This window comes from Streptomyces sp. NPDC050546 (assembly GCF_044457425.1).
In the GTDB taxonomy this organism is placed as follows: Bacteria; Actinomycetota; Actinomycetes; order Streptomycetales; family Streptomycetaceae; genus Streptomyces.
This window is the reverse complement of record NZ_JBITGX010000005.1, coordinates 173183-190517: the sequence shown is the minus strand read 5'-3', so window position 1 is coordinate 190517 and position 17335 is coordinate 173183. Positions and strand designations below refer to the sequence as shown.

Sequence of the window (17335 nt, the reverse complement as noted above, 5' to 3'; positions counted from 1 at the left end):
GGGGGCGTGGGCTGGGGTCAGGAGTTCGCGGCCCTCAGCAGGCCAAGCAGGCGTGCCGGGTCCAGTTCGTTGTCGCCCCGCAGGGCCTGGACGACTTCGCGGACCCGTCGTGGGGAGGGGCTCGCGCCGAGGAAGTCGCGGGTGGCCGGCGGGCCCCACTGGGCCAGGCCGCTCGTCGACATGGGCGCCCAGCCGGGCTCGACGTCGCGGGAGAACAGGTCGCCGTCGGCGAAGTGCTCCAGCATGAAGCGGTCGGGGTCGCGCCAGTAGTCGAAGAGCTGGCTGCCCTGGATGTGCCGGCCGATGCCCCAGCTGCGCCGGTAGCCGCGCTCGGCCAGGTACTCGCCGCCGGCGGCGATGGAGTCCAGGTCGGTCACCTGGTAGGCGGAGTGGACGTATCCCGTGCCCGGCCCCAGATGCATCGCCAGGGTGTGGTGGTCCACGGCCAGGCCGCCCTGGTCGCAGCGGATGAACGCCATCGTCGGGCCGCGGTCGCGCTGCCCGTCCAGGAAGAGGAAGTCGGACACGATCATGCCGAGCGTGTCCAGATACCAGTCCAGGGCCCGGGTGAACACGCGGGTCTCCAGGACGACATGGCCCAGTCGCTGGATCCGGGACGGCTCGCGCGGGGGCCGCTGTGTGGCGTTCGTACGGCGGTGCTCGGTGCCTGAGTTGAGGAGGAGCGGTCGTTGTTCGGGCAGGGGTGGCAGGTCCTCGATGCCGTGCGTCACGCGTACGGGGAGGCCCGAGGGGTCGAGCAGATCGACCGCCCTGCCGCCGCCGGGCACGTCGGAGTCCCGTACGGCCGTGCCCGTCGCCCGGGCCAGCCGGTCCAGGTCGGCCCGCTCCGCCGCGCGGAAGGCCGGGCCGATGAAGCGGGACGTACGGCCGCGCCGGATCACCATGCACGGTGAGCCAGGGAAGGTGCCGCGCAGCCACAGTTCCCGGTCGGTGCGGGCGGCGATGGCGAAGCCGAAGTCCCGGGCGAAGATCTCGGCACGGTCCAGATCGGGCTTCTCGAACTCCAGCCAGGCCAGGTCGGCCACCTTGATCACCGGGTTCCGGGAGCGGCCGGGGTGCTCGCCGCGCTGGGCGCCCCGCTCGCTGTGGAGGTCCTGATGAGCCGTCTTGGACATGACGTCCTCCAAGCAACATTTGCCTTAGTGATGGAATCATCAGCTTTGACTCTTCGATCGTCAATAGTCGGCCTCAAGTAAACTGAAGATTTCATCAGGACTGGAGGGGCGTTGCTAGACTCGCGCGCATGCCGTCGTCAGCCCCGCCCCGCAACCGCTTCGAACGGCGCCGTGCCGAGACCCGTCAGGCACTCGTCCGCGCCGCGCGGCAGATCCTCGCGGAGACCGGGGACACCAGCGCGAGCATCCAGCTGATCGCGGAGCGCGCGGACGTCGGCTTCGGCTCCTTCTACAACCACTTCGAGTCGAAGACGGAGCTGTTCGACGCGGCGGTGCGGGACGCCCTCGAAGAGTTCGGCCAGGCCTTCGACGAGCATCTGCGGGACGTCGACGACCCGGCGGAGCTCGTCGCGGCCGGCTTCCGCCTCAGTGTGCGCCTGGCCGAGTCCCGGTCCGAGCTGATGCAGGTGCTGCGCCACCGCGGGCTCGGGCACATCCACTCGGAATCGGGCCTGGCGCCGCGCGCGGTGCGTGATCTGGAGGCCGGTATCGCCTCCGGCCGGTTCACCATCGCCGATCCCACCGTCGCCGTGACCGCCCTGGGTGGCTCGCTGCTGGCGCTGGTGGAGCTGCGGTTCGCCCGGCCGGAGCTCGACGGCGACGAGGCCGCGTCCAACCTGGCCGAGATGCTGCTGCGCATGCTGGGAGTGCCGCCCGAGGACGCCCGTGACGTCGCCCGCCGCCCCTTGCCCGACCTCGACTGACAGGGGCTTGAGCGCCATGAACAAACCCGTCGTCCGCGAACCGCTGCGCCGCAACTCCCGTTCCAACCGGGCCCGGATCCTCGCCACCGCCCGGCAGGAACTCGGCCGGAACCCCGATGTGACCCTGGAGGAGATCGCACGGGCCGCCGGGGTGGTCCGCCGTACGCTCTTCGGGCATTTCCCGGGGCGCGCGGCCCTGCTGGAGGCGCTCGCCGAGGAGGCGTCCGAGACCCTGCGCGGCATCGCGGCCGGAGTCCCGGACGCCGAGGAGGCGCCGGAGCGGGCCCTGGCCCGGTTCGTCCTGTCGATCTGGCCTGTCGGCGACCGCTATCGGCTGCTCCTCTCCCTCGCCCGCCAGGACCTGGGCACGCAACGGGTGTCCGAGACCCTCGCCCCGGCCCGCGACGAGGCCACCGCGATCCTGGAGCGCGGTCAGCGCGCGGGCGTGTTCCACGACCATCTGCCGGCGGCGGTGCTGAGCGCGGCGCTGGAGGCCGTCACCCTCTCCCTGCTGGAGAGCGTCAACACGGGCGCGTGGGAGGACGACGGAACCCGGACGGCGGTGGCCACGCTGGTCGCCGCGGGGGTGTCGGACGAGGCGGCCACGTCGATCGTCCGGGACGTGGCCTCGGAGCTGCGGGACGGCGGCGCGTCCGACAGTTGATCGCGGCGGCGGTGATGAGCCGCTGACCTGCGTGTGAGCTCATCCGGTGGGCTCGGTCGAGGCGTCCGCCCCTACCGCGATCAGCGCCGCCCCCGCGCTGCGTGTGCCGTCGTCGCTCCAGGTGCCGGCGTTCACGCACTCCAGGAGGGCCAGGAGGAACCTCTCGAGCGCTCTGCCGAGCGGGACCGGCGGGATGCCGGTGCGGAAGGCGCCCTGCCGCTGCCCCTGCTCGATGATCGCCGTCGCCATGTCACGGGCGGGGGCGAGGATTTCGTCGACGCGTGCCGTCTCCAGGTTCTGCGGCCCGAGTCTCAGCAGCATGCGGTAGCGGTCGCCGACGGGCCACAGCGCCTGGACGAAGCGCGTCAGGGCGGTGACCGCGTCGGGGTCGGGTGCCACCGCCGCCAGGGCGCCGCGCAGTGCCTCAGCGGCCTCCGTGGCGAGGCCCTCCACCAGCGCGGCCCGGCCGGCGAAGTGGCCGTAGACGGTGCGGCGCACCACCCCGGCGGCCTCGGCGATGTCCGTGAGGCTGCTGTCGGGGTCGCGGCCCAGTTCCCGTCTCGCCGCTTCCAGGATGCGGGCCCTTGTGGGGTGGGCCGGTCGGCATGGGCGGGTCATGGCGGATCGGATCTCCGGTCGAGGGTCGACGGTCGCCGGGGGAGGGCGGTTCGATATTTGCACACTGATGGGCAATAAACTAGTCTGCACATCGTTGGGCAAATAACTGCCCCGTCGCTTTGCCCGCCGCTTCGCCCCGAGGAGCCTCCGATGCCGCTGCTTGCCGACACACCGGCCGAGAAGATGACAGCCCCCTATCCACGGCGCTGGTGGGCCCTGCTGGTGCTCTGCCTGAGCCTGCTGATCGTCGTCATGGCGAACACGTCGCTGATCGTGGCGGCGCCGGACATGACCAAGGACCTGGGGCTGACCAGTAGCGATCTGCAGTGGGTCGTCGACGGCTACACCGTCCCGTACGCCGCGCTGATGCTCGTCCTGGGCGCGATCGGCGACAAGTACAGCCGCCGCGGGGCGCTGATCCTCGGTCTGCTGATCTTCGCGGGCGGCTCGGTGATGGGCGGCATGGTCGACGAGACCACCCTGGTCATCACCGCCCGAGCGATCATGGGCATAGGTGCCGCCGTCGTCATGCCGGCCACCCTGTCCCTGCTGGTCGCGATCTTCCCGAGGGCCGAGCGGGCCAAGGCCATCACGGCCTGGAGCGCCACCTCGGGCCTCGCCATCGCCGCCGGGCCGCTCGCCGCCGGCTGGCTGCTGGAGGACCACGCCTGGGGCTCCACCTTCCTGATCAACGTCCCCATCGCGGTGCTCGGCGTCGTCGGCGCCCTGCTTCTCGTACCGCCGTCCAAGGCGGAGCGGATGGGCGCGATCGACTACGTCGGCGGCCTGCTCTCCATCGTCTCCATCGGCTCCCTGGTCTACGCGGCCATCGAGGGCCCGCACTTCGGCTGGGGCGCCGGCCCGATCGCCGCGGCCGTGGTCGCCGGCGTCGGCCTGCTCGCCTTCGTCGCCTGGGAGCTGCGCCACCCCAACCCCATGCTGGACGTGCGCAAGTTCAGGGAGCGCCCCTTCAGCGGCTCGATGCTCGCGGTGCTGTTCTTCTTCTTCGGCACCTTCGGCTCGATCTACTACTCCACCCAGTTCCTGCAGTTCGTCCTCGACTACAGCGCGCTGGAGACCGGCGTACGGCTGCTGCCGCTGGCCGGAGCCGTCTTCGCCGGTGCCGCGGTGACTGGCCGGCTGGCCCCGAAGCTGGGTGTGAAGCTGGTGGTGGGGACCGGTATGGCGCTCGGCACCGTGGGCGTCCTGCTGCTCACTCGGATCGAGTCGGGCTCCACGTACACCGACTTCCTGGCGCCGCTGCTGCTGCTCGGCTTCGCGATCGGCCTGAGCCTGTCCCCGGCCACCGACACCATCATGGGCTCCTTCCCCGAGTCGGAGCTGGGCGTGGGCGGCGGCGCGAACGACACCGCCCTGGAACTCGGCGGCGCCCTCGGCATCGCCGTCCTCGGCTCGCTCCTCGCCACGTCCTACAAGGACAAGCTGACCGACCTGGTCGGCGGACACCTCCCGGCCACCGCGATGGACACCGCCCAGGACTCGGTGGGCGGCGGCCTCGCCGTCGCCGAGCAGGTCGCGAAGACCCCCGACGGCGGGGCCCGGCAGGCCCAGGCACTCATCGACGCGGTGCACGAGTCCTTCGCCCACGCCATCGCGCAGACCAGCCTCGTCGGCGCGGTCATCATGGCCGCCGGAACCATGATCGTCATCGCCGTGCTGCCCGGCCGCAAGGCCACGGGCAAGCCCGGCGACGACGAGCCGACGGCGGAAGCCGGCCGGGCCGAGGAGTCCGTGGAGCCCGTGGAGTCCGTGGAGTCCGCTGGCTCCGCCCAGCGGTGACACCGCCGAGCAGTGACGCCGCCCGGCAGTGATACCGCCCAGCAGGGACGCCGCCCGGCGGTGCCGCCCGGCCTACCCCCGCAGGAACCGGGTGAAGGACCCGGCCCACCCCTCGACGGTCTCCCTCGTGAACAAGTCCGTCGAGTACTCGAAGGTGACCGTGATGCGGTCGGCCTCCGGGGCGATCACGACGTACAGCTCGTTGCGGGCCACGCCCCGGACGGGGAGGGCGTGTACGGAAGTCGACACGCCCTGGAGGTCCAAGGCCGGTGGGTCCGTGGTGATCACCGTGAAGAGGACCGTGGGGAACAGGGCGCCCTTCAGGTCGGGTGACACCAGGGACACCACCTCCGTCAGGGGGAGTTCCTGGTGGTCGAGGGCCGTGAAGAGGGAAGCACCGAGTTGTGCGACCAGGTCGCCGAAGGTCTCGGCCTCGCCGAGTCGGGCCCGCAGCAACACGGCATCGCCCAGGATGCCCACGATCTCCGAGCGGTCACGCTGGACACGGTTCGCGCTCGACGCCGCAAGGACGATGTCGTTCCCCTCGCCGCACAGCTCGCCCAGCCACCTGGCGAACAGGGCCGCGAGGACCGTGTACGTGGTGGTGCCCAGGCGGGTCGCCGTGTCGGCCAGGAGAGCTGGGGTGTCGTCGTCGATCACCCAGGTGTGCAGGGCGCCCCGGCCGGACAGCGTGCCGGGGTGCGGTTGGTCGTAGGGGAGGGGCGGGCGCAGGGGGATGCCTTCGAGTTCCGTGCGCCAGAAGCGTTCCAGGACTGTCCTGCGGTCGTCCGGCAGTGCGTGTTCCGATCGGGCGAAGTCCGTGAACTGCCGCAACTCGCTGGGCAGTTGAGGTGCTCTGCCCGTCCGGTGGGCGTTGTACAGCTCCGCCAGGTCGCGCCGGATGACGCCCAGGGACCAGCCGTCGCAGACCGCGTGGTGGAAGACCGTCACCAGGATCCAGTGGTCCGGGGCGAGCCTCGCCAGGCGGAAGCGGTGCAGCGGGGCTCGGTCCATCGCGAAGGGAGTGGACACCTGCTCGTCGCACCAGCGGTCCACCGCGTCCGCCGACGCCCCCGTGAGGTCGGTGACCGGCAGTGGGACCGGGACCTCCGCCAGGACTTCCACCGCGTACTCCCCGTCCTGCCGACGTACGGAGCGGCTGCGCAGGGCGTGATGACGGGCCACCAGGTCGGTGAGGGCCCGGTGCAGGGCGCCGGGGTCCACCTCGCCGCGCAGGTCCATGCGGTGGGCGATGTTGTAGACGCTCGGGTCCGTGAGCGCGTGGTGGCGGCGCCATAGTCGGCGCAGGGTGGACGGCATCGGCGCGGTGTCCACCACACGGCCCCGTGTCGCGATGCCGCGGATGGTCGGATCCAGGAAGAAGCCGGCCATCGTGAGGTCGACGCCCGCCTCGTCCCGCATGCGGTTCAGCAGCCTGATCGCGCTCAGGGAGTGGCCGCCGAGTTCGAAGAACGACGTGGTGACCGGGACCGGGTCCGTGTCCAGCTCCTCGCACCACAGGTCGTGCAGCGTCTTCTCCAGGGCCGTGGTCGGCACGGCGGCCACAGTCGCTTCGTCGGAGCCGTCGCCCGGCTCGGGCAGGGCCGTGCGGTCCAGCTTGCCCGAGGCGTTCACCGGCAGCCGGTCCAGGGGCACCCAGTGGCGGGGCACCAGGTGGTCGGGGAGTCCGGCTGCCAGTGCCGTGCGTACGGAGTGGCAGGAGGCCGCTGGAACCAGGACCACGTACGCGACCAGTTCCATGTCGCCGTGGCGGTCGCGGCGGGTGAGGACCGCCGCGTCCCGGACGGTCGGCAGCGCCGTCAACGCCGCCTGGATCTCGCCGGGTTCGACCCGGTAGCCGCGGATCTTGACCTGGTCGTCCGCCCGGCCCAGGTAGTCCAGGGTGCCGTCCGTACGCAGTCGGCCCAGGTCGCCCGTGCGGTACAGCACCCCGCCCGTGCCGTCGTCGAGGAAGGCCGCGGCGGTCTCGGCGGGGCGGTCGTGGTAGCCGTACGACACCGGGATCCCGCCCACGTGGATCTCGCCGACCGCCCCGACCGGGACCTGCCGGCCCGTGCCGTCCAGCAGCAGCACGCGTGCTCCCGGCACCGGGGTGCCGATCGGCGGCCATTCCTCGCCGTCCGGGTCGACACGGTGCGAGGTGACGATGACCGAGGTCTCCGTGGGGCCGTACTGGTTGTACAGCGCGCAGTGCGGGTGCGCGGCGAGGAAGCGGCGGAACGCGGCCGTGAGCTGGAGTGCCTCACCGGCCGAGAACAGCTCGCGCAGGGACGGTAGTTCGGGGGCGGTCTCCATCAGGTACTTCAGCGGCGTGCAGGGCATGAACATCCGCTGCACCTCGTGGCAGCGCACCGCCTCGGCCACCGCCGCCGGGTCGTGCCGTACGGCGTCGTCGACGAGGACCAGCGCGGCTCCCGAGGCCAGCGTCGTGAAGATCTCCTGCACGCTGACGTCGAACGCCGGTGACGTCCACTGCAGGGTACGGAGGGCCGGGTGGCGGCTCAGGTGGCCGCGGACCAGGTTCGCCGGGCCCCGATGGGGGACTATGACGCCCTTCGGACGGCCGGTCGAGCCCGAGGTGTGGATGCAGTACGCCGGATCCTCCGGGCGGGCTCCCTCCGGTACGGGCCCGGTGGGGAGAGTGTCGTCCACCAGGGTGTCGTCCACCTGGTCCACCCGCTGGACGGGCAGTCCGGTCGCCAGCTCCGGGTGTGCGGTGAGGGCGGCATCGGAGGTGAGCAGGAGGACGGGGGTGGCGTCGGCGAGCAGCAGGGAGAGGCGTGGGGTGGGGAGGGACGGGTCGAGGGGGAGGTAGGCCGCGCCGCTCTTGAGGACCGCGAGCAGGGCCGTGATCAGGTGCGGGCCGCGCGGCAGGAGCACCGCCACCCGTTCCCCGCGTGCCGCTCCCCGGGTGCGGAGCTGCCGGGCGAGGCGGTCGGCCGCCGCGTCCAGCTCCGCGTAGGAGAGCCGCTGTTCCCCGCTGATCAGCGCCATGGCGCCCGGGGTGTGGCGGGCCTGCCGCTCGAACAGGCCGTGCAGGGTGCCGGGGGACGACGGGTCTTCCACGCCGGCCGGGTCTTCCACGCCGGCCGGGTCCTCCACGCCCGCCGGGTGCTCCCAGCGGGCCAGGGTCTCGCCGTCGGCGGCGGTGAGGGCGGTCAGTTCGGGCAGGGGCGCGTCGGGGGTGGCGAGGGCGCGGCGCAGCACCTGCTCGACGTAGTCCACGAATCGGCGCACCGTGGTCTCGTCGAAGAGGGCCGTGTCGTACTCGACCATGAACCGGACGCCGCCCGCGTGATGGGTGAGGTAGACGCTGAGGTCGAACGGGGCGCGGGCGCTCGGCACGTCGAGCAGGGTGGCCGTCAGCCTCGGCGGGTCGAAGGGGGCCTCGCCCTCGTTCTCGTACTCCACCATCACCTGGAACAGCGGATTGCGGCCCGGGTCGCGACGGGGGTTGAGCGCGCCCACCAACTCGTCGAAGGGGACGCCGCTGTGTTCGTACGCGGAGGTGCTGCTCTCGCGGACCCGGTGCAGCAGGGCCGGGAAGTCCGGGTCCCCGGTGAGGTCCAGGCGCAGCGGAACGGTGTCGAGGAACAGGCCCACATGGTCCTCGGCGCCGGCGGGACGCGCGGCGACCGCGGTGCCGATCACCACGTCCCGCTGCCCGCTGAACCGGCCGAGGACCGCGCCGATCGCGCCGGTCAGCGTCATGAAGAGAGTGGCGCGGTGGCGGGCGGCGAATGTCCGCAGACCGCCCACGAGCTCCCCGTCGAGGGAGTGGGTGAGGCTCGCGCCCGCTCCCGACCTGACCGGCGGACGGGGCCGGTCGGTGGGCAGGGCCAGCTCCGGTGCGCCGCCGAGGCGCTGCCGCCAGAAGCCGAGCGAGGAGGGATCCGGTCCGGCGGCCGCCGGCGGTTCGGACAGCGGCCCCGGCGCGGAACCTCCGCCCCGCCGGGCGCGGTAGTACGCGGCCAGGTCGCGGGCCAGTACGGCCGTGGACGACGAGTCGAAGACGATGTGGTGCGCCATCAGGAAGAGCAGGTGGTGGTCAGGGGACAGCCGTAGCAGGCGGGCCGTGACCAGAGGGCCCGAGGCGAGGTCGAGTCCGTGGTCCGTCGCGAGCATCGCCCGCAGGGCCTCCTCCTGTGTCGACCCCGTGTGGTCCTCCACCGGGCAGTCGAGCGGCATACGGTCGCGTATCTCCTGGTACGGGACACCGGCCGTGTCCCCGAAGACCGTGCGCAGCGCCGGGTGCCGGTCGGCGACGCGGTCCAGCGCCCAGCGCAGCGCGGGTACGTCCAGCGGGCCGTCGAGACGGATCGCCTTGGGCTCGTGGTACATGGCGGTGCCCGGGTGCAGTTGCTCCAGGAACCAGATACGGCGCTGGGCCGGGGTGAGGGCGGTGCGGGGCGGCGTACGGCGGGGCTCGGGCAGGGCCCGCGCCGCCGTCCTGGGCGTGCTCCGCCTCACCCGGTCCAGCACCGGCAGCGCCGCCAGCACCTTCTCCCTCGGTACGCCGAAGTCCACGAAGCAGGCGATCTCGTCCGCTCCGGCCGCCAGCAGCCGCCCCACGGATTCCGCCGCCGTCCGCTCGTCGCCGATCAGCGCGCGGGAGTCGCAGTAGCGCTCGTAGGCGCGCCCCAGGAGGAACTCCACGTCCTCCTCCGGGGTGTTCTCCAGGTCCACCTGGAAGCCGAGACTGTTGGTGACCTGGTCGAAGAGGGAGAGGGAGGACCGCAGATACGACAGGAACGGCCGGTACGCCTCGGCCCGCGCCCGTTCCGCGTCGTCCTCCAGGTACGTGTGCACGAGCACCACGACCCGCCCGGCCGCCGGGTCCAGACCGTGCTCGGCACGGCAGCGCCGGTACAGGGCGATGTTCTCGGCCAGTTGCTCCACCGTCTGCGTCATCAGATTGGTGACCACGCCCAGGTCCTCGGCGGCCGCCCGGCGGTAGCTGTCCGGGTTCCCGACGACGGCCACGTACATCGGCGGCCGTTCCTGTACGGGGCGGGGATGCAGGCGGATCTCCACCGGGGTGCCGTCGCCCGCCGTCGTCTTCAGCGCCTGCCCCGACCACAGGTCCCGTACGGCCGCCAGGTGCTCGTACATCACCTCGCGGTGCCGGCCGAAGTGCTGCGGGGCGAGCGCGAAGTCGGTGGCGTGCCAGCCGCTCGCGAAGCACAGACCCGTCCGGCCGCCGGAGATGTTGTCGACGACCGACCACTCCTCGGCGACCCGGGCGGGATGGTGCAGCGGCAGCACCACGGAACCGGCGTGCAGCCGGACCCGGCTGGTCCGGGCGGCGAGGGCCGAGGCCAGCACGGAGGGGTTGGGGAAGAGCGCGCCGAAGGAGTTGAAGTGCCGTTCGGGGAACCACAGGGCGTGGAAGCCGTGCTCGTCGGCGAAGTCGGCGGCGGCCATGATCAGGCCGTATTTGTCGTTGTCGGTGTGCTCGGGGTAGTCGCCGAAGAAGTAGAGGCTGAAGTCGAACGTATCCGAGTGTGAGGGGGAGGGGGCGAGGGTGGGCTCGGCAACGGGGGCCGGCGGCTGGGCAGGTGCCGTCGTGGTGCGGGGCGCTGTCGCGAGTACGTCCAGTTGGCGGGAGATCATGTCGCCGACCTGGCCTACCAGTTGCTCCGCCAGCCGTAGCTGCTGACCGAACAGGGCGTGGAGGTCCGGGGACGCCTCCTGGGGAGCGGCGGGCGCCGCCGGTGGGTCCTCGGCCACGGGCTCCCGCACCACCGGCGCGACCGACGGCGCGTCGTCGTCCCGCAGCCCCACGACCCGTTGCAGCCCCACGACCCGTTGCAGTCCCGCGACCCGTTCGGCCAGCCGGCGCGGTGTGTCGGCCGAGTCGAACACCTCCCGGACCGGGACGCGGACGCCGTACCGCGTTTCCAGCTCGGTCGTCATGCTCATCAGGGAGAGCGAGTCCGCGCCGAGTTCGAAGAAGGAACTGTCGGGGGTGACGTCGGAGGTCGGGCGGCCCAGCTTGTCCGCCGTCAACTGCCGGATGGTGTCCACTACTTCATCGGCGGGCGGTGCGGGCGTCTCGGGTGCCGCCACCGGTGTCTCGGGTGCCGCCACCGGTGTCTCGGACCGGTACGGCACCCTGCTCCGCCGCAGGGGATGCCCGGGGAGCGGCACCCGGCGGGCGTCGTCGCCGAGGAGCGCCCGCCAGTCCAGGTCGGCACCCCCGCGGTACAGCGAGCCGAGCGCCGTCAGGAAACCGTGTGCCTGCTCGGCGGCCCCGTCCCCTTCGCCCTGCCCGCTCAGCCAGCGGCTGTCGGGAACGCAGTGCCGGCCGAGCCCGGTGAGGGTCCGCCCGGCGCCGATCTCCACGAAGTCCCGGAACCCCTGCTCGACGGCCGTGTCCATGGCGAGGTCGAAGCGGACCGGCTGCCGGGCCTGCCGGCAGAGGTAGTCCACGTCGACCGTCCAGCCCGCCGGGCGCGGCTCGCCGTCGGCCGTGGTCACCAAGGGCGTGTGCAGCGGCCGGTACGGCACGTCGCGCGCACGGGTCCGGAACTCGTCCAGGGCGCTGTCGACGTCCGCGGAGTGGAACGCCCGGTCGACCGGCAGCGCACGCCACCGCAGGCCGTCCAGGTCGAGCAGTCGTGCCGCCTCCTTCAGGGCCCCCGGCGGGCCCGAGAGCACCTGGGCGCGCGGGCCGTTGACCGCGGCGAGTTCCGCACCGGCGGTGTCCGCGACCCGTCGGGCGGTGTCCTGATCGGCCCGGACGGCGAGCATGCCCCCGGCCGGGCAGCGGGCCTGCATGAGGCGCCCGCGCCAGGCGGTGAGCCGCAGCCCGTCCTCCAGGGTCAGGGCGCCCGCCGCGTACAGGGCGGCGTACTCGCCGACGCTGTGGCCGAGCAGGAGCCCGGGGCGAATACCGGCAGCCCGCCAGGCGTCCGCCAGCGCCGCCTGATGGGCGAAGAGGGCGGCCTGCGCGGTCTCGGTGGGCCAGATGTCGTCCTCTGCGGAGGGCCCGGCGAGACCACTGAGACCAGCGGGACCAGCGGGACCAGCGGGACCGGCGGGACCAGCGGAGCCGGAGGGACCGGCGGGGCCGGGGGCGGCCAGGAGCCGTTCCAGCAGGCTCCCGCCGAACTCCCCGGCGTAGAGCTTCTCGCACCGGTCGAGCGTGTCCCGCGCGGCCGGGTGCGTGGCGTACAGGCCGCTCGCCATGCCGCGGCGGGCGCTGCCCTGGCCCGCGAAGGCGAAGGCGACCGGACCGGGAGGGGAGACCTCGGGGATCTCGGCGCGGGCGTCCTCCTCCAGCGCGCGGGCGAGTTCCCCGGCCGTGCGCCCGACCACCGCGGTGCGTGCCGCGCGATGCGGCCGGCCGAGCGCCAGGGTGGCGGCCACGTCGGCGGCCGGGAGGCCGGGCCGGGCCAGCAGCCGCTCGCGGAGCGCGGCCGTCAGCTCGGCGAGGGCCTCGGGGTCGCGAGCCGACACGGGGACCAGGACGGGCCGTTCCTCAGCGGAACGCGGGCGGGCGGGCGGGGCCTCCTCCAGCACCACATGGGCGTTGGTGCCGCCGACGCCGAGCGCGCTGACCCCGGCCCGGCGAGGCACACCGTCCGGCACCGACCAGGGACGCAGTTCCCTGGCCAGAGTCAACAGGCCGTCGGTCAGCGGGAGTTCCGGGTTGGGCCGGTTCAGATGCGGTGTCGGCACCAGGGTGCGGTGGCGCAGCATCAGGACCGTCTTGATGAGCCCTGCCATTCCGGCACAGCTGTCGAGGTGCCCGATGTTGGGCTTCACCGAGCCGACGACACAACCGCCGGAACGGCCCGAGCGCCCCGCGCCCTCGCCCAGCACCCGGGCCAGCGCCGTGAGTTCCACCGGGTCACCGAGCCGCGTTCCCGTGCCGTGCGCCTCCACGTACGAGATCGTCCCGGCGGGTACATCGGCCCTGCGCAGGGCCTGCCGCACGACATCGGCCTGTCCCTCGACGCCGGGGGCGCTGAAGCCGACCTTGGCGGCGCCGTCGTTGTTGACCGCGGAGCCCAGGATCACCGCGTGCACGGTGTCGCCGTCGGCCAGCGCCCGGTCGAGGCGCTTGAGCAGGACGGCGGCCACGCCGTTGCCGCCGACCGTGCCGTCGGCCTCCGCGTCGAAGGCACGACATCGTCCGGTGGGGGACAGGATCGACCCGGGGTGGCTGTGATAGCCGCTCTCCTGGGGCAGATGCACGGCCGCCGCGCCCGCCAGCGCCAGGTCCGTCTCGCCGGTCAGCAGCGCCTGGACCGCGAGGTGCACCGCGACCAGCGATGTGGAACAGGCCGTCTGCACACCGATCGCCGGGCCGGTGAGACCGAGGCGGTAGGCGACCCGGGTGGCGAGGAAGTCGGTCTCCTGCCCGATGGCCGTCTGCATTCCGGCGGCCGGGTCGGACGGGTCGTACGGCGAGCCGGTGACGGACGTCTGCTGGTGGCCGTAGAGGTGCATGCCCGAGCCGGCGAACACCCCGACCCTGACGCCCGGCGCGGTCGCCGCGTGGCCGCCCTCCTCCAGCGCCTGGTGGCAGCACTCCAGGAACAGCCGGTGCGCGGGATGTGTGAGCCCGGCCTCCTTGGGGCTCAGCCCGAAGAAGTCCGGGTCGAACTCCTCGACGCCGTCGAGGACTCCGGCGACGGGCACGTGGCCGGAGGCCGTGGGAGCGTGGCCGGAGGTCATGGGCCCCGGCACGCCGAACACCCGGACGCTGTCCACGCCGTCCCGCAGATTGGCCCAGAACCCCTCCGCCGAGTGCGCGCCGGGGAAGCGCAGCGCCAGTCCGATGACGGCGACCCGTCGCTCGGGGGAGCCGGACGCGGGCGTGCCGTCGTAAGGCTCCGTTTCCGGCACGACTGCCGCCCCCGGCCCGCTCGCGAGATGCGCGGCGAGTGCCGTGACCGTCGGATGCTCGAAGAACGCGGTCTGCGCGACCGGCATGCCGAGACGTTCCGCCAGCCGGCTCCGCAGGCGCACCAGCAGTACGGAGGTCAGGCCGAGTTCGTAGAACGGCACGTCCGCGTCGACGGGGCCGCCCAGCACGGCGGCCAGTTCCTCTCGGACGGCTCGGGTCACGGTGTCCGCGTCTGGCAGGGCAGCCGGGGCCGTGGCGCCGAAGCCACCGTCGATCAGCCTGCTCTGGAGTTCCGCGCGGCGCACCTTGCCCGCCGGGGTGCGCGGGAACTCGTCGGCCGGTACGGGCAGGACGTACGCGGCGGTGAGCCTGAGGCGGGTGAACAGCGCCGCCTTCAGCTCCGCGGTGATCCGGGTGTCCTCGGCGGCGCCGCGGCTGACGAAGAACACGGCGAGTTCCTCCGTGCCCCGCTCCGGGTGCGGGATGCCGCAGGCGGCGATCTCGCCCTGCCGGACGCCGTCGACGGCGGTCGCGGTCTCCTCCACCTCGTGGCAGTACACGTTGTGGCCGTTGAGGATGATCAGGTCCTTGCGCCGGCCCGTGATGACGACCTGGCCGGAGTCGAGGAAGGCCAGATCGCCCGTGTCCAGCCAGTCCCGCCCGGCCGGGTAGGCCGCGGCGTCCGCCTCGGGGTTGTCGACGTAGCCTGGGGTGAGCCGCGCGGGGGAGTGGACCTGGAGCCGGCCGATGCGGCCGGGCGGGGCGAGGTCGCCGTGGTCGTCGACGACGCGCAGGGTGACGCCGTGGGCGGGCGAACCGGACGCGACGAAGGTGACGCAGTCGGCGTCCGGGGCGTCCGCACCGGCCGGGACCAGGTCCCCGCCCAGGCTGCTCTTGAGCAGGCGGTGCACGGTCCCGGGCCGGTCGAGCCGGCCGTAGGTGACGGCCGTGACCGTCTCGGCCATGCCCCACACCGGGGCGATGTGCTCCTCGCGCACCCCGTACGGGGCCGTCGCGTCGAGGAAGCGGCGCAGCACCGGCAGCACGACCCGCTCGCCCCCGCACAGCAGGGACTTGAGGCCGCCCAGGTCCCAGTGGCCGTCGGGCCGCTCGGCGAGCGCGTCCGCTTCGGCGAGCGCGTCCGCTACCAGCCGGTAGGCGAAGGTCGGTGCCCAGCTGTGCCGCGCCCGGTGTTCGTGGAGGAGGTCGAGCCAGCGCAGCGGGTCGGTGAGCACATGCTCGGTGGGCGCGTGGACGTTGGTGCAGCCGGTGAAGACGGCGAGCAGGTGGTAGAGCAGGAAGGCGCCGCTGTGGTCGACCGGCAGCCAGTTCACCATGGTGTCGTCCGGGCGGACGTCGAGGATCCGCCGGCTGCTCGCCGCGAAGTCGGCGAGCCCGGCGTGCGTCAGCCGCGCCGCCTTGGGGACGCCGGTGCTGCCCGAGGACAGCATCAGCAGGGCGGTGTCGGACGGGTCCGGCATGACGTGGTCGTCGTCGGTGTCCCTGGCCGGCGTGTTCAGGCAGTCCCCGGCGAGGGCGACGCGCGCCGCGGGCAGGGTGTGGGCGAGGGCCGCGGCGCCGGGCGCGTCGGTCAGGACCAGCGGCCCGTCGAGTAACGCGCAGGCCTGCCCCAGGCGTTCGACGGCCGGGGAGCCCGGCGCGGGATGCTCGGCGATGGCCACCGGCAGGGCACCGCCCAGCACACAGGCCCAGAAGGCGGGGAAGAACTCGGCGAGCGGCAGCCCGCACAGCACCACCGCGTCGCCGCGCCGCAGCCCGTGGTCCCGCAGGCCGGCGAGCATACGGCGGGCCGCGTCCAGCAGTTCGGGATACGACCGGGAGGCCGTCGTGCCGTCGGCGGCGACGGTGACGACGGCTCCGCCGGAAGCGGACCGGGCGGCGCTCAGCAGCGCCCGCACGGCATCGACCGGGTCGGCCTCGGTGCGCTCGGACTCAGGGCCTCGGCAGAGGGCGTGCCCCCGTAGACGTTCCATGCGTGTCCTCTCCCTTTTCCCCGCTGGTGGACGATCGGTCCGGTTCCCCGCTGGTGGACGATCGGTCTGAGTGGTCCTGGTCTCTACGCGCGTCGCGCCGCCGGACGGTGAGCATGAGCAGCATCAGCGCCCCGCACGCCGCCGCCCCGTGGAAGACGCCCACGACGGCGAGCGCGGGCAGGGCCTCGAGCGCGGCCGCGGCGGCGATCGTGCCCAGGGCGAACCCGGACTGCTCGGCGGTGGCGGACAGCCCGAACAGCCGACCGCGCTGCCGGTCGGGGGCCGCCTGGAGGCGCGAGGTGTAGACGATCTCGGTCCAGCCGTCCGCGAACCCGGCCGCCACGGCCGCCGCGATCATGGCCGGGACGGGCGGTCCGGTGAACGCGGCCACGAAGCACAGCGACATCGCACAGGTGCCGACGGCGAACGCCCGCTCGCCCCAGGACGTCCCGTGCGACCGGCGTTTGAGGACCTGGTGGGCGAGGAGGGTGCCCACCGCCCACGCCGCCCAGAACCGGGCCATGAACACCGCCGGATCGGACGGCTCGGCGGCGTGCGCGGCCAGGGGCAGGGCGACGTTGTGCGACGCGGACGCCAGCGCGTCGAGTCCCCGCAGCGCGATCAGGCCGAGCAACGGGCCCGCGAGGCCCGCCAGTCGGCGTCGCAGCCGCCCGCCACGCCCTGACGCGGCCCTCTCCCCGCCGCCCTCCGCGGCCGCCGGGTCGCTTACCGTGTCGCCGCCGCCGGTGCCGGTGCGAGGATCGCCCCCGCCCTCGCCGCTGGTGCCGGTGCGAGGATCGCCCCCGCCCTCGCCGCTGGTGCCGGTGCGAGGATCGCCCCCGCCCTCGCCGCCGGTGTCGGTACGAGGATCCCTCTCGTCCTCGCCGCCGGAGCCGGTACGCGGATCGTCCTCGCCGTCGGTGCGCGGCCTGAGCATCAGCACCGCGGCGGCGGACACCGCGAAGCTCGCGGCGTTGACCCCGAACGCGACGCCGAAACCGCCGAGGGAGATGACCGGCGCGGCCGACGCGAAGCCCAGCACCGTGGCGATGGACCGGGCCGTGACCAGCACCCCGTTCGCCCGGGCGCGGTCGTCCTGCCCGACCATGACCGGAACCGCGCTGCGCAGGGCGACGTTGAAGAACGTGTTCCCCGCGCCCAGCACGACCACCGCCCCGAGCAGCACCCACAGCGGCGTGCGCGACGCCCAGAGGGCGAGCAGCACCATGGCGAGGGTCTGGGCGAGGTCCGTCGCCACCATGACGGTCCGGCGCGTGACCCTCGCGGTCACGGCCCCGGCGGTGAGACCTGCCGTGACACCGGCCAGCAGCCGCACCGCCATCACCGCGCCCACGCCCAGGGCACTACCGGTGACCTCGTACGAGAACAGGCTCAGCGCGATCAGGTTCAGGTAGGTCCCGTAGGCCGACACGGCGTGCGCGACCACCAGGGACCGGAACCTTAAGTCCACCCCCGTCACC

General features: G+C 73.3%; 7 protein-coding genes. 3 read left to right on the top strand and 4 right to left on the bottom strand.

From position 1 onward, the window contains the following. Positions 1–17 precede the first annotated feature (17 nt). Positions 18–1136: a VOC family protein gene (locus ACIBK5_RS14585; RefSeq protein ID WP_399019487.1), complete on the bottom strand. Its 1119-nt coding sequence runs from the start codon at positions 1134–1136 to the stop codon at positions 18–20. A gap of 128 nt (positions 1137–1264) precedes the next feature. On the opposite strand from ACIBK5_RS14585, the gene ACIBK5_RS14580 reads away from it, so the two are divergent. Together ACIBK5_RS14580 and ACIBK5_RS14575 are read left to right on the top strand one after the other, a co-directional pair. Continuing rightward, positions 1265–1900 carry a TetR/AcrR family transcriptional regulator gene (locus tag ACIBK5_RS14580; RefSeq protein WP_399019484.1) on the top strand — a complete coding sequence of 212 codons (636 nt, stop codon included), beginning with the start codon at positions 1265–1267 and terminating at the stop codon, positions 1898–1900. Positions 1901–1916: 16 nt separating this feature from the next. Further along, positions 1917–2564 carry a TetR/AcrR family transcriptional regulator gene (locus tag ACIBK5_RS14575; protein ID WP_399019482.1) on the top strand — a complete coding sequence of 216 codons (648 nt, stop codon included), beginning with the start codon at positions 1917–1919 and terminating at the stop codon, positions 2562–2564. A gap of 39 nt (positions 2565–2603) precedes the next feature. On the opposite strand, the gene ACIBK5_RS14570 is transcribed toward ACIBK5_RS14575, so the two are convergent. Then, positions 2604–3182: a TetR/AcrR family transcriptional regulator gene (locus ACIBK5_RS14570; protein ID WP_399019480.1), complete on the bottom strand. Its 579-nt coding sequence runs from the start codon at positions 3180–3182 to the stop codon at positions 2604–2606. A 150-nt stretch (positions 3183–3332) separates the two neighbouring features. Here ACIBK5_RS14570 and ACIBK5_RS14565 point away from each other — a divergent pair, with 150 nt between their 5' ends. Continuing rightward, entirely contained in the window at positions 3333–4982 is a 1650-nt protein-coding gene (locus ACIBK5_RS14565; protein WP_399019478.1) for an MFS transporter, read from the top strand. Positions 4983–5054: 72 nt separating this feature from the next. Here the strand turns inward: ACIBK5_RS14565 and ACIBK5_RS14560 are convergent, their stop codons facing one another. Continuing rightward, the gene (locus tag ACIBK5_RS14560; protein WP_399019476.1) at positions 5055–15854 is read right to left on the bottom strand and encodes an amino acid adenylation domain-containing protein; all 10800 of its coding nucleotides are present in this window, start codon (positions 15852–15854) and stop codon (positions 5055–5057) included. Next, complete coding sequence (locus ACIBK5_RS14555) at positions 15814–17334, bottom strand: MFS transporter (RefSeq protein ID WP_399019475.1); 1521 nt, start codon at positions 17332–17334, stop codon at positions 15814–15816. The genes ACIBK5_RS14560 and ACIBK5_RS14555 overlap by 41 nt, the downstream gene beginning before the upstream one ends. Position 17335 lies beyond the last annotated feature (1 nt).